Raw genomic sequence first — 21,780 nt, 5'->3', positions numbered from 1 at the left:
TTAGCGCAAGCTCCTGGCCATGGCGTTGATCGTCTCGGCCATATTGTCCAGAGAGACCTGTCGGTGGATATAGCCGTTTTCCCAGGCCACGCGGGGCATACCGTAGACAATGCTGGACTGCTCGTCCTGGCCGATCGTCATTCCTCCGGCTTCGTAGATTTCACCTATCTCCCAGGCTCCATCCCGGCCCATGCCGGTCATCAGAATCGCCATGGCCTGATTGCCGTAGGCCCGCGCCACCGACTTGAAGAGGAGCCCTGCCGAGGGACGGTGACCGTTGCAGGGGTCGCCCTGGTGCAGGGATATTGTGGCGGCCAGGGGGCGGCGATTCACCTCCATATGGTAGTTGCCCGGGGCGATCAGGACCCGGCCCGGTTTTATCACGTCGCCATCGGAGGCCTCCAGAACCTCCAGGGGGCAGATCCGGTTCAAGCTTGCGGCAAACTCGGTGGTGAACCCCGGTGGCATGTGCTGCACCACCAAGATTGGGACTCCGATATCTTCCTCCAGATCGGCAAAGACCCGACGCAGGGCGTTGGGCCCTCCCGTGGAAATTCCCAGGACGATCACTTCCAGCGTGCCCGGCCGTGCCTGGGGGGATTTTTTTGCGGGTTTTTGGGCCGACCAGGGTTTCTCCGTCGGGGATACCGGAGCGGCTCCAGGCCCGGCCGTTTCCTGGGGTGGTACTTCCTCGTGGCGGGGTACCCTGGTGGCATAGTCCTGGGGCGGCTCGGGAGGCGTCTCGCCACGGCTGCGGAGATATTCTCCCCCATAGGCTCGAATCATGGTGATAAGCTGATCGCCCACCACGTGGAGGTCGTGGGAGACCGCCCCTGAGGGTTTGGGGATAAAGTCGCTGGCTCCCAGGGAGAGAGCCTCCATGGTGATGCGGGCTCCCTTCTGGGCAATGGAGGAGAGAATAATGACGGGAATGTCGATTCCCTGGTCGCGCCGGGCCTGGAGAAACTCGATCCCGTTCATCTTGGGCATCTCCAGATCCAGGACAATTACATCCGGTTTCAGACGGGGGATCTTTTGCAGAGCGAACTCGCCGTTCATGGCTGTTGCGGCCACGGCCAGTTCCGGGGCGCTCTCAATGATTCTGCTCACGAGGTTTCTCATCAGGGCAGAATCGTCGACGACCAGAACACTGATCTTTTTTTCTTTGTTCACCTAATCTCTCCTGGAAGTAGTACCCGGGGTGCTATTACACATCTTTTGCATAGATACAAGCCCAATCCGTCTTGAGAAATGAAAACTGTGTCTTCATTCCAAAAAGGGACTCGCTGTGGCCTATGAAAAGAAAAGAGTGATTCGCCATGGCGTTCCAGAACCGATCTACCACAACCTTCTGGGCAGGTTCGTCAAAATAGATAAGAACATTTCGGCAGAACACCACATCAAGATTCCGTTTGCCGCTGTCGTGCTTCAGATTGTGGTAATCGAAGGTGACCAGCTTTTTGATGGAATCCTTTACCTGATAGCCGCCGTCCTTCTTGTCGAAGTACTTGGCCAGGGGTTTTTCGGGGATCCCCGTAACGCGACTGTCGGGATAAAAGCCCTGCTGGCCCGTGAGGACCGACTTGAGACTGAGGTCAGAGGCGAGAATCTCGATATCGAACCCTGGAGGAAGCAGATCAAGAAGCTGCATGGCAATGGTGTAGGGCTCCTCTCCGGTGGAGCACCCTGCGCTCCAGACCCGGAACTTTCGGTCGCCTTTCTCGCGTTTGTACTTTACCAGATCGGGTAGAACGTAGTTCTCGAAGGTTTGCCAATGAGCGGCGTTGCGGAAGAACCGGGTGAGGTTCGTTGTCACCGCGTCGAGCAATACCTTCAGCTCCTCCTGGTCAGACCGAACATGGGAGAAATATTGCCCCACGGTTTCGATTTTCTCCGCCTTGAGCCGCTCCTTGAGGCGGCTCTCCAGAATGGTGCGGTTTGATTCCGAGAAATGGATACCGCTTTCGTTATATATTAAATCCCGAAAGCGCGTGAAATCGGCATCGCTTAAAAATTCAGACATAATTTCCTCACCGCCTCATGTGCTAGTCAAGAATAATTCTTGCACATAACGCCTGTCAAATCCAGCGATTTCTGCGCATACTTTTTTTTGCCCTCCAAAATCGATCTCCAGTTGATAGGGAACAGTGCAGAAAGATCGGAGATTGGGAAAAGGAATCGCTCCCGGGGTTGCTATTCCACCCCCACGAGGTAATAATGTGAACCCCGATGAACAAGTATATTTTCGTAACCGGTGGTGTCTGTTCGAGTCTGGGGAAGGGCGTCGCCGCAGCGTCCCTTGGAAGCCTTCTGGAAAGTCGCGGTCTCACAATCCGGATGATCAAAGTTGATCCGTACATCAATGTTGATGCCGGGACCATGAGTCCCTATCAGCACGGCGAGGTCTATGTCACCGACGACGGGGCCGAGACCGATCTGGATCTCGGCAACTATGCACGCTTTACCAAGTCCACCCTCTCCCGGGCAAACTCTATTACCACGGGACAGATTTACCAGGAAGTAATCCAGCGCGAACGGGAGGGCCGTTATCTGGGACGAACCGTCCAGGTAATTCCTCATATCACTGACAGGATCAAGCAGCGCATCCGCCAGGTAGGCGACGAGCCCGGAGTGGATCTGACCATCGTCGAGGTAGGGGGGACTGTGGGGGATATCGAATCCTTTCCCTTCCTGGAGGCGGTACGGCAGATGATGCACGAGCTGGGCAAGAAAAACGTCCTCTCGGTTCACCTGACGCTGATCCCGGTGGTTGCCAACGGTGAACTCAAGACGAAACCAACCCAGCATTCCGTGAAGGAACTGCGGGAAATCGGTATTCAGCCCGATGTTCTTCTCTGCCGGGCTCCTCTGGAGCTGCCCGATGATGAGCGTCGAAAGATCGCGCTCTTTACCAATGTTGATCACGACAGTGTTATCTCCGCCTACGATGTAAAACGGTCGCTTTACGAGATTCCCCTCATGTATCATCAGCAGGGGCTTGACCGGATCTGTCTGGAACGGTTGGGCATGGAGGTTCCTTCCGAGGATCTCTCGGAATGGGAACATGTGGTCTCCGTGGTGACTGGTGCGGATCGGCTGGTGCGGATTGCCGTGGTGGGAAAATATATCGAGCTGAGCGATACCTACAAGTCCGTGGACGAGGCGATCATTCACGGAGCAGTAGCTCAGGACCTGCGGGTGGAGCTGGTGAAGGTCGATTCAGAACGGCTTGATCGTTCTCCCCGTGGGCTCAAAGAAGCCTTTGCAGATGTCGACGGTATCCTCGTTCCCGGTGGATTTGGCGGGCGCGGCGTTGAAGGCATGGTGGCTGTTGCGCGCTATGCCCGGGAGCAAAAGATTCCCTACTTCGGGATCTGCCTGGGTATGCAGATCATGGTGATCGAGTACGCCCGGTCCGTTCTGGGGTATGAGAGTGCCGACAGTACCGAGTTTGTTCCTGACTGCGAACATCCCGTTGTGAGCCTTCTGGAAGAGCAGGTGGACGTGAAGAACTACGGCGGGACCATGCGCCTCGGGTTAAGCGTGTCCCGTCTTTTGCCCGATACCCTGATCCGCAGCGTATACGAAAAGGATATTATTCACGAACGGCATCGCCACCGCTACGAGGTCTCCAACCTGTATCGGCAGCGCCTGGACGAGGCGGGCCTTGTCACGGGAGCAGTCACGGAAGATTTCTCGCTGGTGGAATCGGTGGAGTGGCGGGGCCATCCCTGGGGACTGGGTGTTCAGTTTCACCCGGAGTTTATCTCCAAACCCGTTGAGGCTCACCCCCTGTTTCGCAGCTTTCTCGGGGCTGTCGGGGCGTATCAGAAAGAGCGTCTGTCCGGTCCGGTCCGGTCCGAGGCCCCGGTTCAATCGGAAACATCTGAAACGTCCGATCAATCCTAGGAGCGATGGATGATTGTGCCGACGATGTTTTCGGCATTACCGTCGGCATTCCTGGTGACGGCCTTTCTGCTTGCGGGAAGCGGGTGTTCGCCCGATAACGCTGCAGCAGGAACTTCGGCAGGTGAAGCGCGGGAGATCCCCCAGGTAGAGGTTCTGAAGGCCCGCATGGTGGTGGAGCGGGATTACCGGGTTGAACTGACGGTGGATCGGATTGCCACCTACCGGGACAAGCGTATCCAGACCTTTGAGGGGCTTTCTTTCCGGGAGTACGGTCCTGACGGGGTCTTGCGCCTGGAGGGGGATGCCGACCGGGGCGTGTTTTTTCTGGATTCCGAGAACATCGAACTCACCGGAACGGTCCGGTTTCATTCACTTCTGGAGGGTGCCGAGCTGGAGAGCGAGAGCCTTTCCTGGGATCAGGCGGAGCGTCTTCTGGCAGGGCCTCCCGACGGAAAGGTCCTGCTGCTCCGCGATGACGGTTCGGCTGTGGAGGGGACAGGGTTTCGCTTGAAGGGGCGTGAGAACAGGATACTCTTCTCCCGGGATGTCTCGGGGCGCTTTTCAGCGGAGGAGACCTCTCAGTGAGAACTTTTTGGTGGGGCCGAGCCTGGGAGTTACTGAAGGGGCGGCCCCTCGGGGTCTTCGCGGGGTTTCTTCTCCTTGTTCTTCCTCCCTGCCTCGCCGGGGCCGATTCATTCCGGTTTTCCGGAGATGAGACCGAAATTATTCTTGCCGAAGGGCGGGAACGAACGGTTTTGCGCGGAAATGCCCGCGTGGAGAGCGCCGCGGTTATCCTTCTGGCTGACGAAATCGAGTTGTACGGCCCCGACTTTCGCTATGCCGAGACGCGAAAGAACGTTCGTGTCCTTGATGGGGAACGGGGTTTCTCCATCACCGCCGATACGGTCTGGTTCGATCGGGAGACGGAAAACTTCAGAGCCTCCGGGCAGGTTGTTGTGGACGACGAGATCAACGATCTGATTGTGAAAGGAGGATTTCTCGAGACCCGCCGTGGGGGTGATCTTCTTATTCTCCAGATGTCGGTGCGGGTGCTTCGGGAAGATCTCACCGCCCGGTCCCAGTTTCTTCGTTATCGTCGGCAGGAAGAAGTTCTGGAGCTCTCGGGTTTTCCCCGGGTCTTCTGGAAGGGCGATGAATACCGGGCAACGCGGATTATCATGAATCTTGCCACCGATGAGATTGAGCTCCAGGGACAGGTGGAAGGGTCGGTCTTCCTGGAAGAGACGGCTCCCCGGGAGGAGGTGGAATGAGTGGGACCACCCTGAGCGTCTCGGGGTTGCGAAAGCGCTTCGGCCGCAAGGAAGTTGTCCGGGGGGTTGATTTCTCCATGGAGACGGGGCAGGTGGTGAGTCTTCTGGGACCCAACGGGGCGGGAAAGACCACTCTTTTCTATATGGTAGTAGGGTTTATCTCTGCCACGGCCGGCCAGGTCTACCTGGGAAGCCGGGAGATCACCCGCCTTCCCATGTTTCGTCGGGCTCTGGCGGGAATATCCTATCTGCCTCAGGAGCCGTCGATCTTCCGAAAACTTACGGTTGAGCAGAATCTCCTGGCTGTCCTGGAACTCCGACGGGATCTTTCCCGGAAGGAACGGCTGTTTCGTGCAGATCAGCTTCTGGATGAGCTGGGCGTCATCGGGCTTCGGCGGCAGAAGGCTTACACCCTTTCCGGTGGTGAGCGGCGGCGCACCGAAATTGCCCGGGCTCTGGCGATCGAGCCGAAATTCCTGCTTCTGGACGAGCCCTTCGCCGGAATAGATCCCAGAGCGCGCTATGAAATCAAAAGCATCTGTTTGCACCTGGCCCGTCAGGGGATCGGTATCCTCATTACCGATCACAATGAGCGGGACACCCTGGAGATTTCCGGCTATTCCTACCTGATAAATTGCGGAGAAATTGTAGTAGCCGGAACAAGGGAAGAGATCGAGGCCGATGAGACGGCGCGGCGGATTTATCTGGGAGACGATTACCAGCGGTAAAACCACCGGAAGAGCCTTGGCTGGTGATACCCGGCTGGTGATAATGTGACGGGTGCATCCCGAAAAAATTGACAAAGGAGACAGCCTCTCGCATTATGAGTAGTATGCAGTTCCAGAAACCTGCGTTATCACAGCGGCAGGAAATGCGGCTCACCCCGCAGCTCCTGCAAAGTATCCAGCTCATGACACTCCCCCTGCAGGAGCTGCAGCTCCGCGTTCAGGAGGAGCTGGAGACAAATCCTGCCCTGGAACTGGTCTCGGAGGCTCCTTCACTTTCGCTGAACGAACGGGACGATTCCGGCGATGACTACGATTATTTCGAAAACTCCTCAGATCCCGGGTATTCCCCAGGGGCCTCGTTTCAGGGGGATGAGGAGGGAAAACGAAATTTCCTGGAGGGCGCCCTCTCCCGGCCCGAATCGCTTCATGAGCATCTTCTGTGGCAACTGCGGCTTCAACCCATTTCCGAGAGAGAGTTCCGGGTGGGGGAGTTGCTGATTCTCAACCTCGATGACAATGGCTTCCACCAGGAGCCGCCGGACCTGCTCGTCTCCGACGATGACCGGCCTCTGCTCAAGCCCCTCATGGATACCATCAGGACTTTTGAACCTGTGGGGTGCTGTACTGCCGATTTTCGGGAATCACTCCTGGTTCAGGCGGGTCTCATGGTAGATCCCCCGCCAAAACTCCAGGAGATCGTTGGGAATCATCTGGAAAAACTCGAGCGAGGCCATCATCATGAGGTCGCCCAAGCTTTGGCTATCTCTCTGGAAGAGGTTCAAGAAGCTCTGGAGGCGCTTCGATCGCTCACGCCCTATCCGGGGCGCATGTTCTCCTCTGACGCCGCTGGTTACGTGATTCCCGACCTGCTGTTGAAACGGGAGGAGGGGCAGTTCCTCCTGGTGCTGAATGACGAGCAAATCCCGGTTCTTGGTGTAAACCCGTTCTTTTCCCGGGTGGCAACGGGGGACAACCGGGAGGCCCGAAAGTTCGCTGGCCGCGGTGTTCGTGAGGCTCAGTGGTTTATTCAGGGTATCCAGCAGCGCAACGAGACGCTGCTCCGGGTAGCCCGGGCGATCCTGGAGTTTCAGCGGGACTTCTTCCTGAAGGGCAAAAAGCATCTGGTTCCTCTCACGCTCAAGGATATCGCCTTCGAGCTGAACGTGAGCGAATCCACAGTTTCCCGGATCACGAACGGAAAGTATATTCAGACTGAATGGGGAATTTTCGAGTTGAAGCATTTCTTCTCGAATCGTGTAGCCGGTGCGGGGCCTGGCGGCGCGCAATACAGCAAGGAGGGCGTAAAGGAGATCATTCGGGAGATTCTGGAAGAGCAGGATTCGCAGGGCAAGCGGTTTTCGGACCAGAAGCTTGCGGATCTCCTGGCTCAGCGGGGGATCAAGATTGCCCGCAGGACCGTTGCAAAATATCGCAGCGAACTGAAAATCAGCTCGTCCTACGAGCGATGACAAACGAACCGGAGGTTTATTGATGAACATTACGATTAAATCGGTACATTTCGATGCAAGTGAATCTACACGAGAGTTTCTGGAAGAGCGACTACAGAAAATCGATTTTGCCACCGACAAGATCGTGGATCTGGACTTTACCCTCACCAGGGAAAAAGATCACCAGTTCGAGATAGAAGCAAAGATTCATTTCCGGTGGGGGCTGCGGGCCGTCGTGAAAACGAAAACCTACGATCTCAACCAGGGCATACACGAGCTGGTGGACAAGGTTGATATGAAAGTCCGGAAGGAAGTAGAAAAGGTTCAGGAGCATAAGGCCTGATCCCATTGCTATGGAACAGTTTACCGTTTTGGATCTGCTTGATCTCGATCTGAAGGAAAATAACGATCTCGGGCTGGTGTGCATCGGTGGGCGTAGCGGTTTGTTGCGCCGCATCGAGACACCAGAGCTGAATCGGCCTGGTCTTGCCCTGAGCGGGTTTTTCGATCTCTTTGGAGCCCAGCGGATACAGATTTTTGGTCGTGGAGAACAGGCCTATCTGGAGCGCCTGGAGCAGCAGGAAACTCTTGAATCGGTGGAGCGGCTTTTCCAGAGCAGCATTCCCTGTTGTCTCTTTACGCATGGTCTTGAGCCTACTCCCTCTTTTGCCAGGCTGGCCGAGATCAGTGGATGCCCCCTTCTCCAGACGAACCTTGATACCAGTGAGTTCACCATGCGGCTGATTCGGGCTCTGGGGAATGTCTTTGCTGCCCGAAAGACGATTCACGCCACCCTGGTGGAAGTCTTCGGAATAGGAATGCTGCTTCTGGGAGAGAGCGGAGTTGGCAAGAGTGAGGCCGCTCTGGAGCTGATCGAGCGGGGGCACCGGCTTGTGGCGGACGATGCCGTGGAGATTCGTCGCGTAGCGGGGAACATCCTCATGGGGCAGGGGGCAAATCCGGCCCTGGGTCACCATATGGAGATTCGGGGCCTGGGAATTATCAACATCGCCCACCTCTCCGGAGTGGGGTCGATCAGGGACAAAAAACAGATTCAGCTTATCTGCCGTCTTGAAGCGTGGGATGCGTCCAAAGAATACGACCGGATTGGAGCTGATGAGCAGAGCTACGAAATCCTGGGAGTGGCAACTCCCTACATAGAAGTTCCTGTTAAACCCGGCAGAAATATCCCGATTATCATTGAAACAGCGGCAATGAATGAACGTCTTAAGAAAATGGGGTATTATTCTGCCCGCGAGTTTAACCAGAATGTGATGCGTTGGCTCGATAGCGAAAACGCGCGCAAGGCATACTTGCAGAAAAAAGGTATTTAGCGAGGTAACGCACTATGACGGAGAAGGATGTGGTGGTACGAAACCGTGCGGGAATCCACGCACGACCCGCCGCAATGATTGTGCAGGCTGCTGCCCGATTTTCATCGCATATCGAGTTTGCCACAGAGCATGAAACGATAAACGCCAAGTCGATTATGGGGATCATAACCTTGGGCGCGGGGTATCAGGCCATGATCCGGATCAAGGCCGACGGTGACGATGAGGAGGAAGCGGTGGAACAGCTGGTTCAGCTTTTTGAAAGCGGATTTGAGGAGTAAAAAGAGAAAAGCCCCCTCCCGGCGAGTTCAGAGAACAACCTCGGCATCCCTTACGGCGGTGCTGAGCCTGGGAACCCTCTATATCACCGTGGTGGTGCTGGCGGTTCTTCTCTCCCGGGAGCTTGGCCGGGGTCCTGAACGGTTTCAGATCAGGCTCGCTGCTTTTTTTGCCCTTCTGGGAATGATCGTCTCGGTGGTTCTCCTGGGAATTGTGGCGCTGAACCTGCTCCGGCTCCTTCGGGATCGGCGCCGGGGAGTTGCGGGGAGCATGCTCAAGAGCAGGCTCTCGGTATGTTTCCTTGTGGTGGTGGGGCTCTCGGCGATTCCCCAGGGGGTGCTGTCGGTTAACTTCCTCTCCTCGGCCCAGGAGCTTCTCTTTCATATCGGTACCGATGATGCTCTCTCGGACGGCCTTGCCCTTGTTCTGGAGTATCATGATCGCCATGTTCAGGACCTGAAGCATCTCGCAACGCTGGAGGATCTGGAAGATCTTCTGGTTCCCGGCGAGTCTCCTCCGGAGGAAGGAGCTCTCTGGAAGGCTCTGCAGGGGCGGTTGCCCACGCTGGCAGCGGTACAGATCTTCGATAAAACAGGTCGGGACTGGTTCTTTCTGGGTCGGGAAGATCTTCGCCAGGGGCGTTTTTATTCTCCAGGTCTCCTGGGCGTGATCGGATCCGGAGAGCCCTCGGCGGTGCGTACGATCCACCAGGGAACGGAAGAGCTGTTGAGGCTCGATCTTCCCCTGGATCATCCCTGGGCGGGGCGGGCAGCAATAACCACGAGCCTTCCTCCCGGTTTTGGGCAAACCACCCGGGATATGGCCCGGGTGATGGGGTTCTTTCAGGGGCTGCGGGACATCAGGCCCTTCTTTGGTATCTTTGCGGGGCTGGTCTACGGCTCGTTCTTTGTGCCGATTATGCTTATGGCAGTGCTGACCAGCTTTTTCCTTGCCGATCGTATCATTCGCCCCATCGAGTCCCTTGAGGAGGCCACCCGGAGTGTAGCAGAGGGCGATTATTCGGTGCGGATTCTGGGCCGTCCCTCGGATGATTTGGGGTTGTTGGTAATTTCCTTCAACAATATGGTGACTGATCTTGATCGGGCGCAACGACGGATGGCCCAGGCCGAAAAGGTCCAGGCCTGGCAGGAAATAGCACAACGCCTGGCTCACGAGGTCAAGAATCCTCTTACTCCCATCCGGCTGGCGACAGAGCGCCTGCGAAGAAAGCATCAGACCGGCTCCCCGGATTTTCCCGAAGTTCTGGAAAGAACGGTTGATACCATCCTGAGAGAGGTCGATACCCTCTCGGCGCTCCTGAACGAGTTTCGCTCCTTTGCCCGGCTGCCTCTCCCCGCATTTTCGCTGGTTCCTCTGAAAGAACTTGTTCGAGAGGCTGTCAGTGTTTTCCAGGCAGATCCTCGCGTAGAGATCGATATTGACGGGTTGGATCCGGGCCTGGTTTTGCCTCTGGACCCAGGACTGATGCGGCAGGTGATTGTGAACCTGGTTACCAACGCCGCCGAGGCAGCGCCCAAGGGGGTTCTGGTACGCTTTCACACCGATGTGGTGCGAAAATCGGGGCATGAATACTGTCGTTTTCGGGTTGAGGATAACGGACCAGGGATTGCTCCCGATCTGGAGGAATCGATTTTTGTCCCCTACGTAACGGGCAAGCGTGATGGTACCGGTCTGGGGCTTGCCATCGTGGAGCGGATTATTTTTGATCACCGAGGCCGGATTTCCTGCGAAAGTACTCCCGGTTCCGGCACGGTGTTTATCATCGATCTTCCCCTGGACCGGCATGATCGGCATGACCGGCATCAAGAGGCAAAGGCATAATGAAAACGATTCTTGTTATTGATGACGAGGAAGGCATTCGCCAGATACTCTCGGATATTCTTTCCGATGAGGGATATCGGGTATTAGTCGCCCAGGATGGGCTGTCCGGGATGGGTGTGCTGAAAGAGGATCTGGTGGACTGTGTAGTCCTGGATGTGTGGCTTCCGGAACGGGGTGGCCTGGATGTGCTTAACGATATTCGCTCCCATGATGCGGAAATCCCCGTGGTTATCATAAGCGGTCACGGTTCGATCGACATGGCGGTGAAGGCCGTAAAACGCGGAGCCTTCGACTTTATAGAAAAACCCCTCAGCCTTGATCGGATTACCAGAGTGGTCCGGCTGGCGCTGGAAATGAAGGATCTTCGGCGGGAAAACGAGATGCTTCGCAACTATAGCCCTGCCTCCGCCCGCTCCCGCCTTGTGGGGGTGAGTTCGGCCCTGAAGGAGGTGCGGGAAGTCATTCGTCAGATCGGGGAGAGCGATGCCCGTGTCCTGATTATCGGGGAGAACGGCACCGGCAAGGAGCTGGCCGCCCGGGAAATCCATGGCGCAAGCACCCGCCGCGATCAGCCCTTTGTTGCAGTAAACTGCGCAGCCCTCCCGGAGACGCTGATCGAGACGGAGCTCTTTGGCCACGAAAAGGGTGCCTTCACCGGCGCTCATGCGGCACGGCGGGGGAAGTTTGAGCATGCCCATGGGGGAACGCTCTTTCTTGATGAAGTTGCCGATATGTCCGCTGGTGCCCAGGCGAAGGTTCTTCGTGTCATTCAGGAAATGCGTTTGCAACGGGTGGGCGGCGAGGAGACGATCGCTGTGGATGTCCGGATTATCGCAGCCACAAATAAAGACATTTCCCGGGAGATTCAGAGCGGAACCTTTCGGGAAGATCTTTTTTTCCGGTTAAATGTGGTTCCTCTTCGTATGCCCTCCTTGCGTGAACGCAGGGAGGATATTCCGATTCTCCTGAATCGCTTCCTGGAGGATTGTGCGCGGGAACGGGGACAGGAGCGGTGCCTGGTCTGTGAACCCCAGGCGATGGAGGAGTTGTGTGCTCATTCCTGGCCGGGGAATGTGCGAGAGTTGAAGAACTTTGCCGAACGGGTTAGCATCATGGCTGCTGGTACTTCGCTGACTCGGGAAGAGGCCCGGCGATTTCTGGGGGGGGCGGCTCCCGGGCAGGTTCCGGAGGATGGTTCCGAAAAAGGGTCTGCCCTGGCTGATTATCTGGATATGGGCCTCTCCGAGGCTCGGGATTGTTTTGAGCGGGATTTTTTGCAAGCCAAGTTGCGTGCTCACAATAACAATATTTCCCGCACCGCCCAGGCCTTGGGGATATATCCCGGCAGTTTGCACGGCAAAATCAAGAAACTTGGTATTGAGGTAGAACGATGAAATCCATCACGCCACGGCAGCAGGAAGTCTTTGAGGCGATCCAGGATTTTATCCGGGAGAAGAAGTATCCCCCCGCGATTCGGGATCTCTCAGAACACTTCGGGATCTCCGTGAAGGCAGCGCACGGCCACGTGAAAGCCCTGGAGCGAAAATCCATGATTCGCTGCAACGCCCACCGCTCCCGGGCCATCGAGATCCTCCATCATGAGGATCCTGTCGGAGACGAACCCGCTCCCCGGAAGGTTCCGATTATTGGAACGGTTGCGGCGGGGGCACCCGTCCTCTCCGAGGAGCATTACGATGGGACCATCGATGTCCCGGAATCCCTCCTGCGGGACCAGGATTACTTTGCTCTTCGGGTCCGGGGCGACAGCATGGCAGGGGCCGGAATTCTTGAGGGAGATATCGCGGTAATTGTCAGTACCCCGGTAGCAGAGAACGGACAAATTGTGGTGGCCCTGGTCGATGAGGCTGTTACGCTGAAGCGCTTCTACCGGGAGCAAAGCCGGGTTCAGCTCAAGGCAGAAAACCCCGCCTATGCACCGATCTATACGCGGGAAGTTCGCATCCTGGGAACGTTGGCGCATCTTCTCCGGAGTTACGGGTAAAATCCTATGGCCCAGTCCTTTCCTTCCCTGTTGCTTCATCTGGGACCTGAGGAGGGTGAGAAGCAGGCTGCCTTCCTGGAGTTGCGGGGAGCTTTGCGGAACGCCTATGGTCAGGATCTGGAGGAGCACTCCTTCTACGCTTTTGAGACTCCCCCCGATCGGGTGGTGGACATCCTTCAGAACGGCTCCCTCTTTGGATCAGCTTCGCTGGTGAGGTACCGGGCAGTGGAGCAGCTCAAGCGGAAGGAGGATATCCTTCCCCTGGTCCGCTACGCAGAAAATCCTTCGAAAACATCGGTGCTCCTCCTGGAGAGCTCCGAGGTTTCCCTTCATAAAGACGTGAAGGATGCTGTGGGTAGCCGCCACACCAAAATCTTTTGGGAAATGTTCGAGAGCCAGAAAAAGGGCTGGCTCTCGGGGTATTTCAGGCGCCACGATGCCCGAATCGATCCCGAGGCGCTGGAGCTTCTCCTGGAGCTGGTGGAAAATAACACACTTGATCTTCGACAGGAAGCGGACCGGCTCATGGCCTTTTTCGGGAAGCAGATCACTCTGGAGCATGTGGATCAGTACATCTATCATGCAAGGGAAGAGAGTATCTTTACCCTCTTTGATGCAATTCTTGCCGAGGATCTGGACCACGCACTGGATATTGCCGTGAAGCTTCTGATGACGATGGATGCGGTCCAGGTTGTGTTGGGGATTGCCTGGCAGGTGGATCGGCTCTTTTCTCTCCAGACCTTGCGTGCCGGGGGAGTTCCCCAGGGAAAGCTCTTTGAGGAACAGGCCCGGCGATCGGGGCAACGAATCGCGGGAAAACGGCTCCAGAAAAGTCTCCTGGGGGGAATATCCCGCTATTCTCTCGAAGACTGCAGGGCTCTCCGCGTTCTCACGGGTGATACCGATGCGCTTCTCCGCTCTGTTCCTGCCACGCTTCACGGAGGAATAGTGCAGCAGTATCTCTATAGTGTGATCAGCAGGAAGGGCCGCTGGAATGTGGCGGCTCCTTTTGCCCGGCGGCCCTGGGAGTTTCCCGGGGCGTCCGGTTTCAGAGGAGTCTGATTCAGGAACCTTCCCGGGATTTACGCAGGTGGTTCTGAATCTCCCGGGCCAGATCCTCCGATATGCCGGTGCTTTTGGCGATGATATCCAGGGGTGTCTCCAGGAGGCTTTCCTCCCGGGGAAAGGCTTTCATGATCCGTGCTGCCCGCCGGGGCCCGATCCCCGGCACGGCCTGAAGCAGGGAGGTGAGGGCGTCTTTTTTCTGGAGCGATCCCCGGTAGGTGGTGGCAAAGCGGTGTGCCTCGTCACGTACGTGCTGGAGAAGGCGCAGGGCTGGTGTTCCCTCGGGCAGCCGCAGGGGCTCTTTCGTGTCGTCCAGGAAGATTTCCTCCTCCCGTTTCGCCAGGCCCACGATGGGGATAGGCAGCTCCAGGGCCAGGAGAATTCCCCGGGCTGCGCTGACCTGTCCCTTGCCTCCGTCGATCAGAATCAGGTCCGGCTTGGGAAGCTTCTCGTTTTTCACACGGCTGTAGCGGCGGGCCAGGACTTCTCTCATGGCTCCGAAGTCGTCGATGGCTCCGTCGGGGAGTGATTTGATGCGGAACCGCTTATACTGGCTCTTGTCGGGGACGCCCCGGGAGAAGCTTACCAGGGAAGCTACGGTATGGTGCCCTCCCACCTGGGCGATATCGAAACCTTCGATGCGCAGAGGCGGGGCCGGGAGGTGAAGCAGCCGGGCCAGTTCTTCCAGTGCAGGCAGATCGCCACGGGCTCGCTGGAGTCGCTCCAGTTCCTGTCGGGCATTTTCTGTGCAGAGCCGCAGGATGGCAGCGTCCCGGGTTGATCCGGGCGGGCTGATATCGACTTCTGTGGAAAGCTCTTCCTGGAAAAAACGCTTCAGGGGGGCTACATCTCCCAGTGAGGCCGATGTATAGAGCTTTTGCGGGGCTCTGCTGGTGGAACTGTAAAACTGGAGCACGAACTCCACCAGGTTTTCTTCTTCCGATCCGGGGAGCTCGCCGTGAAAGGTGGTGCTGCCCAGGAGGTTTCCCTGGCGCATTTGAAAGACAACGAAGGCCGAGAAGGTCTCCCCCGTGGCGTAGCCGATATAGTCGCGGACTTCCGGGTCGAAGTCGACAATCCGCTGCTCCGATTCCATCTGATCCAGCGCCGCCAGGATGTCCCGGTATTCCGCGGCTTTTTCGAACTGGAGAGAGGCTCCTGCTGCAGTCATTTTTTCAGTGATCTCCCGGCGGAGTGCCTCGGTCTTTCCCGAGAGCAGGGATTCGATCTTTTCCACTCGCCGCAGGTATTCGTCTCGGGATGTTTTCCCCGCGCAGACTGCAGCGCATCGTCCGATGTGATGGTACAGGCAGGGCTGCTCCCGCTTTTTCAGCGATGATGAACGGCATTTTCTCAGGGGATATAGTTTTTCTATCAATTCCAGGTAGCTTTCCAACCGGCTGACTCCGGGGTAGGGTCCGAAGTAGCGGGAGCCGTCCTGGATTATTGTCCGGGTCTGAAAGACTCGAGGAAAGGGATCGGCGGTGATTCTGATAACGGGATAGCTCTTTCCGTCCTTCAGGTTGATGTTGTAGCGAGGGCTGTGGCGCTTTATCAGGTTGTTCTCCAGGAGGAGCGCCTCGTACTCGTTCCCCGTGACGATGTAGTCAATTACTGTCACGTGAGACATGAGCACCTTTGTCTTGATGGGGTTATCCTTCAGAAAATAGGAGCGAACCCGGGCCCGGAGATTCTTGGCCTTTCCCACGTAGATAATTCGCTCCTGGGAGTCCTTCATCAGGTACACGCCCGGTGAGGCAGGAAAGTTATTCACGGTATTTTTCAGATCATCCTTCATAATGCCGATAAGATAGTACGGAATTATGGGTGCTCGTGTCATGTCGCTGGGGGGAACACATACGAATTCGGGATGGAGACACTACCTTCTCCTGTGGTGCCTGGCTCTCCTGATCTTTCCTGCCCGAGGGCTTGGGGCAGATACTCCGGGAGAGATGATCCTTCTGGGAGGACGCGCCGGGTGGGATCGGGCTGCCAGCCTCTCGAACCTCCGGTTTGTCCCTGGCTGGGAGGGAGGTAACGAGATCGTCCTGGCCGAGGGGGCCCTGCCGATGCTCCACGAGGTGGATCTTCAGGCTGGTTTCCACAATACCCTGGAAGATCAGGCCGGCAACTACCATGTTTCGGAAAAAGGTGTGCGCCTGGTCCAGACTCCCCGTCGCAGAGGAAGCGCTGCTGCGGGTTTTGATGGAACGGGTGAACTGGTGTTTTACCCGGGACCGGAGGCCCTCTTCGCCCCGCGACAGCAGCCGGGAAGCTTCTCAATCGATTTCTGGCTTTATCCCAACCGCATAACCCAGGGAGCAACGCTTTTTCGATGGCAGGGAGCGCTTCTGGAGGGGCGGGATCCTGTGCTTCAGACGATCCGCCTGGAGATCTCTGATCGGAGGCTCCATTGGATATTCTCCCACGTGGCGATCCGGGCCGGTCAGAATGGGCTGGAGCCTCTTGAAGAGGTGCGGCTTTCGGCACGGAGGGGGCTTGTGCCCCGGATATGGCAACACCATCAGCTTCGCTACGATGCAAAGACGGGGCAGTTGGCGTACCTGGTCGATGAGATTCCGGAGGATATCACGTATTTGAGCGAAAGCGGTCGCGAGGAGCCGGGGTCGTTCTCTCTCTATTTCGGTCATGATACGGGCGATGGAATCATCCTGGGTCGCGGCTTCGAGGGAGCTCTTGATGAGTTTCGGATCTCTCGTTCGTCCACGACGGGACCACACCTTTCGCGTTATACCGGGTCTCCCGGACGTTTGATCACGGAACCCATGAATCTCGGAGGGAGCGGCGCACGCCTTCTCGCCGTGGAATCCAGAGTGCAGACTCCCGGAAACACCGAGATTCGGGGATATTACCGCCTGGCTGACCTGGTGGTAAGCAGAAATACTTCGGAGTCTCTCGATGCGGAGTGGAATCCTCTGCCGGCATCGGGTATGATCAAGGGAGACGAACGGGGCCGTTATCTGCAGCTTCGCTACGATTTTCTGGCCGATGCAGCCCGGGAGGAGAGTCCCCGTCTGCAGGAAGTTCGTATTCGGTTTGATCGCGTTGCTCCTCCGGCTCCTCCCCGTGTGATTCGGGGAACCCCTGTCCCGGGGGGAGTGCGCCTTGAATGGAGTCCCGTGCAGCACCAGGATCTTGCGGGGTATCGGATCTACTTTGGCGAGCGGCCCCGTTCCTACACGGGAGCGGCAGGCCTGGTGAGCCCTGTGCAGGCGGGAACGGACCATGCGATTACCCTTCTTGGTCTGGAGCCGGATGTTCCCTACGTCTTTGCTCTGGAGAGCTATGATCGCTACGGTCAGGCCGGGCCGTTGTCGCGGGAACTAGAGGTGCGTGCAGGAAGAGAGGGTGAGTGATGAACCACACAGAGCTGCTCGACCGGGCGGTCAGCGCCTTTCGTGTGAACGACTATGAAATTGCCGAGCGCCTCACCCTGGAACTGCTGGAACGTTTTCCGGATCTTGTGGCGGGACAGGTCTTGCTGGGGACGATCTACGGCAGGCAACGTCGTATCGCTCCAGCCATAGAGCGCTATGAGCAGGCGATCATGCTGGATCCCCATAACGCCGAGGCGCTGAATAACCTTGCTGTGGTGTACCGCCAGATTGGTGACACCGATCATGCTTTGGAGATGGTCCGGCGGGCTCAGAAAATAGCACCCGATAACGGTGAAATACGGTACAACCTGGGTAATATCCTGAAGGATATGGGCAATTACGCCGACGCGATCGACGCCTATGAGCAGGCCGTACGGATCGATCCGTCCATAGCCGTCGCCTACAACAACCTGGGGACACTTTACGACTCCCGGGGCGAGAAAGAACGGGCGGTCCAGGCGTTCCAGCGGGGCCTTAAGGAAGATCCCAATCATCCGACCCTTCACTACAACCTTGGCAATTCACTTTCGGCCTTGGGACGACTGGATGAGGCTTCCGAGAGTTACAAAATGGCTCTCAAAACCCGTTCCGGCTGGCCCGATGCGCTGAACAACCTCGGAATTGTCCTGGACCGGCAGGATCGAACCGACGAGGCCCAGGAGATTTTTCGGGAACTGATCGATCTTCAGCCCGAAAACAGCACCGCCTATAACAACCTTGGTGCTGTCCTGGCCAGGACGGGGAGAGCCGACGATGCAATCCAGGCCTTCCAGACTGCGTTGGAGCATTCGCCGCGCTATCGCCGGGCTGCGGCGAATCTTGGTCAGGCAGCAACTCAATCATCCGATCCCTCCGTGGCGAAGCGGGTACTGCAGCAGATGCTGACCCAGGATCCCGATAATGTGGATCTGCGCAAGGGTCTTGCTGGAGTCCTGACACGAGCAGGACAACACGGAGAGGCCTGTAACGCCTGGCAGCGGGTAATGGAGGATGATCCTCAGGACATCGCCGCGATCAGGGAGTTGGGGCTTGCCCAATATCGTGCAGGGCGGCCCGACGTGGGGCGGCAGACCCTGGAGGCCTACGCCGAGGCAAACCCGGAGGACAAGATCTATCTCACGGAGCTCTCGGGAATCCTGAATGAGGGAGGGCTGTCACAAGAGGCTCTGGAACTGGCTGAGGAAGCTGCGGTCCGAAATCCCGAAGATCCCGAGACCCACCTTCGTCGGGCTGAAGCCCTGGCCTCTCTGGAGCGGGCCGATGAGGCTCGGGCCGCGCTTGATCGGGCCTCGGAGCTTAGTCCCCAGGACGGGCGGGTTCTTGCCTCCCGGGCAAACGTCAACCGAGTGCTGGGAGATCGCGATGGGGCTCTGGCTGCGGCCGATGATCTTATTTCGCTTCAGGGAAAACGGGCGTCGTCGGAGGATCTGTCGGATCTGAACGATAGCCTGGAACTTTACGAACAGCTGGTGGAGGCCTACGAGGGCGAAAACGTCGAACGGTGGCAACGGAATCTGGACAAGTTAGGCCGTTTGGCCGAGCAAGGAAAGACAGGGGTTGTGGAGCCTCTGGCCACGGAAGAGACGGCTGATCTGGACGAGGATTCTATACCGATTCTGGATTTTTCCGGTGCTGAGGTGGGAGAAGACGTTCAGGATGATCCCTTTTCCGAGGATGAGCCCCTGGACGAAACGCTTCCTGAGGAAACCGGTCTTGCTCTGGAGGATGTTCCTGAGGGGTTTAGCGAAGCGCTTCAGGAAGGGATGGAAGCCGATGACGAGGCCCTCCCCGATGGACAGGACCCCGATTCTTCGGAGGTTTTGCCGGAGCCGGAGCCGGAGCCGGAGCCGGCTGAGGCTGAGCCCGACGCACAGGAAGAGGATCACGATGATTCCGGTTCTCTGCCAGATCCAGAGCCAGAGAGTTCCCTGAGGGATCTGGTTGATCCTGAGGATCTGCGTGATCCCGAGGAGGCTCTTCTCCAGCCCTCCCCCGAAGCCCCGCCGGAGCCGGACCCTGTGCCCCCCGATGAGGCGCCCCCCGAGGAAGTCCCCGAAGCTTTACCGGAGCCGGACCCTGTGCCCCCCGATGAGGCGCCCCCCGAGGAAGTCCCCGAAGCTTTACCGGAGCCGGACCCTGTGCCCCCCGATGAGGCACCCCCCAAGGAAGTCCCCGAAGCCCCGCCGGAGCCGGACCCTGTGCCCCCCGATGAGGCGCCCCCCGAGGAAGTCCCCGAAGCTCCACCGGAGCCGGACCCTGTGGCGACCGATGAGGCGCCCCCCCAAGCGAAGCCATCACCACTCCCTGACAGCGATCCCGGGACAGGAGCGCCAACTCCTCCCCGGGCCAACCCCGAGCCCCAGCCAGCACCGTCTCCCACCCCCGGGCCGCAACCCCGGCCCGAACCTCGCCCCGTTCCGCCGGAGCCGGAACAGGAGGAAAACCAGGAGCCCAATCTCCCCCGACCGGACCCCTCGCTGCGAAAACGTCTCCAGGACATGATAAAAAAATTGAAGGACCAGCTCGGACCGGAGCCACCTCGGGAATCGGAAGATTCCGATGAAGACCCCCTGGCGAAGTCGGCCCGACTCTTCCGGTATCTCATCGATCTGACTCAGGAGCTCCCCCCTGATCGGGATCAGGAGTTTCGCCGAAGCGATGAACGCCTCAAACTGATCGGTGTGACCTCCCGTCTCACGGGCCGCCCCACGTTGCGGGAACGTCTGGAAGGATTCCATCGCCAGTCTCCGGAGTCTTCTCTTCCCGAGGACCTTCCCGGCACCTTCGAGCATATAGCCCGTCTGAGCAGTGCCCTTCCCGATACCAGCATTGGCGAGCAACTGGGCGAGCGGGCCCAGGCCATGAGTGAGCGGTTGCGGCAGATACGGGAGAATGGCTGAGACCCCTCGCACGTTCTCCCACTTCTGTCTATAATGCCCCTCATGGTTTCGGATGCAACGCTCAAGAATCTTCACCCTTTGGAGGTGAAGACCCTTCTTTTCTACGAAGGTGGCGCTATTTTTGACGCTCCTCGTATGCAGGTGGATCTCGGTCTGGTCCTTGGACAGTGTAATCAAGCTCTGAGTTGGCTCGAGGCCAAAGGTTTTCTTCACGAAAGCCAGCGACGGACCGATATCTTCTACGAGCGGACCGATCTCGGAGCTGATTACGCCGCAAAGGGAACTCCCGTGGAACGAATGGTGCGGGTTCTTGCGGAAAAAGGCCCTCTTACCCTCCCTGAACTTGCTGCTGCCGCAGGAGTAGAAAACCGCGATGCCGGTTCGTCCTACGGGCAGTTATCCAAGGCGGGTGTTCTGTCCATGGACGGGGAGAAGCGGGTGTGCCTGGAAAATCCCTCGGCAGAGCCGGACCGGGCGATCAGGCAACTTCTGGATCGTGCGGCGCAGGCGCCGCTGGAGCACAATCATCTTTCGGCCCAGGACCAGAAAGAAATCGCCCGGCACGCCCGTAAACGAGGCGCTGCCACGGCCATGTTCAAAATCATCGAGCGGGAGTCGGTATCGTACGAACTCTCCGAAACCGGAGCCCAGGTCCGCAGCGCTCTCCAGGAGCGGGGCATCACGGGCGAGGAGATCGGCCAGGTCACGCCGGAGATGCTCCGGGACGGCTCATGGCAGGGAAAGACCTTCCGGGAGTACGGGGTGGATGCCCCGACAAGCAGACTCCTTCCGGGGCGGCGCAACCCCTACGCTGAATATCTGGACTCGGTAAAGGACAAGCTCGTTTCCCTGGGGTTTAGCGAGTTCGACGGTCCCGTAGTTGAGACCGAGTTCTGGAACTCCGACGCTCTTTTTATGCCCCAGTTCCACAGCGCTCGGGACATTCACGACGTGTACTACGTAAAAAATCCCCGCCATGCCCGGGAGATTGAGGAACCCTACCTCTCGCGGATTGCCGAGGTCCACGAGAAGGGTGGCAATACAGGAAGCCGGGGCTGGGGCTACCAGTTCGACCGGGACTTCACCCGGCGCCTGATTCTCCGCAGCCAGGGAACGGTGATGTCGGCAAAATCTCTGCGGAACGCCGAGATACCGGGGAAATACTTCGGAATCCTCCGTTGCTTCCGCTATGACCAGGTAGACGCCACACACCTCTCGGACTTTTACCAGACCGAGGGAATTGTCCTGGGCGAGGATGTAAACCTGCGGAACCTTTTGGGGCTTCTGAAAATGTTCGCCGAGGAGCTGGCCGGAGCAACCGAGGTCCGCTACGTGCCGGGTTATTTTCCCTTTACCGAGCCCTCCGTGGAGGTCCATATCAAGCATCCCCGTCTGGGCTGGTTCGAGCTGGGGGGGGCCGGAATTTTCCGTCCCGAAGTGACCAAGCCCATGGGAGTGGAGGTTCCGGTTCTTGCCTGGGGTCTTGGAATAGACCGGATGGCGCTGATGCACCTGGGTCTGAATGATCTGCGGGAGCTCTTCAGCTCCGATATCGAAAACGTCCGGCTTCGCCGCCGTCAGGGTTGAGCCGGGAGCCAGAGGGACAT

At 57.8% G+C, this 21,780-nt stretch carries 18 protein-coding genes; 15 read left to right on the top strand and 3 right to left on the bottom strand.

What is annotated here, in order from left to right; all coding sequences use genetic code 11:
* A complete protein-coding gene (locus tag BW950_RS09445; protein WP_076489053.1) occupies nucleotides 1-1,173 on the bottom strand; it encodes a protein-glutamate methylesterase/protein-glutamine glutaminase in 1,173 nt (390 codons plus the stop codon).
* Nucleotides 1,174-1,207: 34 nt separating this feature from the next.
* Nucleotides 1,208-2,023: a CheR family methyltransferase gene (locus tag BW950_RS09440; RefSeq protein ID WP_076489052.1), complete on the bottom strand. Its 816-nt coding sequence runs from the start codon at nucleotides 2,021-2,023 to the stop codon at nucleotides 1,208-1,210.
* Between the two features lie 206 nt (nucleotides 2,024-2,229).
* On the opposite strand from BW950_RS09440, the gene pyrG reads away from it, so the two are divergent.
* The 12 genes from pyrG to holA all read left to right on the top strand — a co-directional run bounded on the left by pyrG (nucleotide 2,230) and on the right by holA (nucleotide 13,872).
* Nucleotides 2,230-3,909, top strand: coding sequence for a CTP synthase (pyrG, locus tag BW950_RS09435; RefSeq protein WP_076489051.1), 1,680 nt, complete (start codon nucleotides 2,230-2,232; stop codon nucleotides 3,907-3,909).
* A gap of 9 nt (nucleotides 3,910-3,918) precedes the next feature.
* Nucleotides 3,919-4,494 (top strand): LptA/OstA family protein, encoded by a 576-nt coding sequence (locus tag BW950_RS09430; protein ID WP_143559194.1) that lies wholly within the window; start codon nucleotides 3,919-3,921, stop codon nucleotides 4,492-4,494.
* A complete protein-coding gene (locus tag BW950_RS09425; protein ID WP_076489049.1) occupies nucleotides 4,491-5,180 on the top strand; it encodes a hypothetical protein in 690 nt (229 codons plus the stop codon). The genes BW950_RS09430 and BW950_RS09425 overlap by 4 nt, the downstream gene beginning before the upstream one ends.
* Nucleotides 5,177-5,908, top strand: a complete 732-nt coding sequence (lptB, locus tag BW950_RS09420; protein ID WP_076489048.1) for an LPS export ABC transporter ATP-binding protein — start codon at nucleotides 5,177-5,179, stop codon at nucleotides 5,906-5,908. Before BW950_RS09425 ends, lptB begins: the two co-directional genes overlap by 4 nt.
* Before the next feature lie 95 nt (nucleotides 5,909-6,003).
* On the top strand, nucleotides 6,004-7,377 hold the full coding sequence (rpoN, locus tag BW950_RS09415) for an RNA polymerase factor sigma-54 (protein ID WP_327077624.1): 1,374 nt from the start codon (nucleotides 6,004-6,006) through the stop codon (nucleotides 7,375-7,377).
* A gap of 22 nt (nucleotides 7,378-7,399) precedes the next feature.
* Nucleotides 7,400-7,699, top strand: a complete 300-nt coding sequence (locus BW950_RS09410; RefSeq protein ID WP_076489046.1) for an HPF/RaiA family ribosome-associated protein — start codon at nucleotides 7,400-7,402, stop codon at nucleotides 7,697-7,699.
* 10 nt (nucleotides 7,700-7,709) lie between these two features.
* The gene (gene hprK, locus BW950_RS09405) at nucleotides 7,710-8,690 is read left to right on the top strand and encodes an HPr(Ser) kinase/phosphatase (protein ID WP_076489045.1); all 981 of its coding nucleotides are present in this window, start codon (nucleotides 7,710-7,712) and stop codon (nucleotides 8,688-8,690) included.
* A gap of 14 nt (nucleotides 8,691-8,704) precedes the next feature.
* Nucleotides 8,705-8,968: an HPr family phosphocarrier protein gene (locus BW950_RS09400; protein WP_076489044.1), complete on the top strand. Its 264-nt coding sequence runs from the start codon at nucleotides 8,705-8,707 to the stop codon at nucleotides 8,966-8,968.
* Nucleotides 8,958-10,808: a sensor histidine kinase gene (locus tag BW950_RS09395; protein ID WP_159438772.1), complete on the top strand. Its 1,851-nt coding sequence runs from the start codon at nucleotides 8,958-8,960 to the stop codon at nucleotides 10,806-10,808. Before BW950_RS09400 ends, BW950_RS09395 begins: the two co-directional genes overlap by 11 nt.
* Complete coding sequence (locus tag BW950_RS09390) at nucleotides 10,808-12,202, top strand: sigma-54-dependent transcriptional regulator (RefSeq protein ID WP_076489042.1); 1,395 nt, start codon at nucleotides 10,808-10,810, stop codon at nucleotides 12,200-12,202. Before BW950_RS09395 ends, BW950_RS09390 begins: the two co-directional genes overlap by 1 nt.
* Entirely contained in the window at nucleotides 12,199-12,810 is a 612-nt protein-coding gene (gene lexA, locus BW950_RS09385; protein WP_076489041.1) for a transcriptional repressor LexA, read from the top strand. Before BW950_RS09390 ends, lexA begins: the two co-directional genes overlap by 4 nt.
* Nucleotides 12,811-12,816: 6 nt before the next feature.
* Entirely contained in the window at nucleotides 12,817-13,872 is a 1,056-nt protein-coding gene (holA, locus tag BW950_RS09380; protein WP_076489040.1) for a DNA polymerase III subunit delta, read from the top strand.
* 1 nt (nucleotide 13,873) lies between these two features.
* On the opposite strand, the gene uvrC is transcribed toward holA, so the two are convergent.
* Nucleotides 13,874-15,649 (bottom strand): excinuclease ABC subunit UvrC, encoded by a 1,776-nt coding sequence (gene uvrC / locus BW950_RS09375; RefSeq protein WP_234969078.1) that lies wholly within the window; start codon nucleotides 15,647-15,649, stop codon nucleotides 13,874-13,876.
* A gap of 49 nt (nucleotides 15,650-15,698) precedes the next feature.
* Between uvrC and BW950_RS09370 the strand changes: the two genes are divergently transcribed.
* The 3 genes from BW950_RS09370 to pheS are packed head-to-tail and all read left to right on the top strand — an operon-like array spanning nucleotide 15,699 to nucleotide 21,760.
* Nucleotides 15,699-17,252: a fibronectin type III domain-containing protein gene (locus BW950_RS09370; protein WP_143559192.1), complete on the top strand. Its 1,554-nt coding sequence runs from the start codon at nucleotides 15,699-15,701 to the stop codon at nucleotides 17,250-17,252.
* Nucleotides 17,252-20,173, top strand: coding sequence for a tetratricopeptide repeat protein (locus BW950_RS09365; protein WP_076489037.1), 2,922 nt, complete (start codon nucleotides 17,252-17,254; stop codon nucleotides 20,171-20,173). The genes BW950_RS09370 and BW950_RS09365 overlap by 1 nt, the downstream gene beginning before the upstream one ends.
* A 42-nt stretch (nucleotides 20,174-20,215) precedes the next feature.
* Nucleotides 20,216-21,760 (top strand): phenylalanine--tRNA ligase subunit alpha, encoded by a 1,545-nt coding sequence (gene pheS / locus BW950_RS09360; protein ID WP_076489098.1) that lies wholly within the window; start codon nucleotides 20,216-20,218, stop codon nucleotides 21,758-21,760.
* Nucleotides 21,761-21,780: the final 20 nt, after the last annotated feature.

The sequence above is a fragment of the Alkalispirochaeta americana genome (assembly GCF_900156105.1).
GTDB classification, from domain to species: Bacteria; Spirochaetota; Spirochaetia; order DSM-27196; family Alkalispirochaetaceae; genus Alkalispirochaeta; species Alkalispirochaeta americana.
Note: the sequence above shows the minus strand (reverse complement) of the source record. Positions and strands in the feature narration are given on the sequence as shown.

Excerpts from the sequence above, each read along its gene's own strand:
- BW950_RS09440 (WP_076489052.1), bottom strand. The coding sequence starts at position 2,023 with ATGTCTGAATTTTTAAGCGATGCCGATTTCACGCGCTTTCGGGATTTA.
- pyrG (WP_076489051.1), top strand. The coding sequence starts at position 2,230 with ATGAACAAGTATATTTTCGTAACCGGTGGTGTCTGTTCGAGTCTGGGG.
- BW950_RS09430 (WP_143559194.1), top strand. The coding sequence starts at position 3,919 with ATGATTGTGCCGACGATGTTTTCGGCATTACCGTCGGCATTCCTGGTG.
- lptB (WP_076489048.1), top strand. The coding sequence starts at position 5,177 with ATGAGTGGGACCACCCTGAGCGTCTCGGGGTTGCGAAAGCGCTTCGGC.
- rpoN (WP_327077624.1), top strand. The coding sequence starts at position 6,004 with ATGAGTAGTATGCAGTTCCAGAAACCTGCGTTATCACAGCGGCAGGAA.
- BW950_RS09410 (WP_076489046.1), top strand. The coding sequence starts at position 7,400 with ATGAACATTACGATTAAATCGGTACATTTCGATGCAAGTGAATCTACA.
- hprK (WP_076489045.1), top strand. The coding sequence starts at position 7,710 with ATGGAACAGTTTACCGTTTTGGATCTGCTTGATCTCGATCTGAAGGAA.
- BW950_RS09400 (WP_076489044.1), top strand. The coding sequence starts at position 8,705 with ATGACGGAGAAGGATGTGGTGGTACGAAACCGTGCGGGAATCCACGCA.
- BW950_RS09390 (WP_076489042.1), top strand. The coding sequence starts at position 10,808 with ATGAAAACGATTCTTGTTATTGATGACGAGGAAGGCATTCGCCAGATA.
- lexA (WP_076489041.1), top strand. The coding sequence starts at position 12,199 with ATGAAATCCATCACGCCACGGCAGCAGGAAGTCTTTGAGGCGATCCAG.
- holA (WP_076489040.1), top strand. The coding sequence starts at position 12,817 with ATGGCCCAGTCCTTTCCTTCCCTGTTGCTTCATCTGGGACCTGAGGAG.
- BW950_RS09370 (WP_143559192.1), top strand. The coding sequence starts at position 15,699 with ATGGGTGCTCGTGTCATGTCGCTGGGGGGAACACATACGAATTCGGGA.
- BW950_RS09365 (WP_076489037.1), top strand. The coding sequence starts at position 17,252 with ATGAACCACACAGAGCTGCTCGACCGGGCGGTCAGCGCCTTTCGTGTG.
- pheS (WP_076489098.1), top strand. The coding sequence starts at position 20,216 with ATGGTTTCGGATGCAACGCTCAAGAATCTTCACCCTTTGGAGGTGAAG.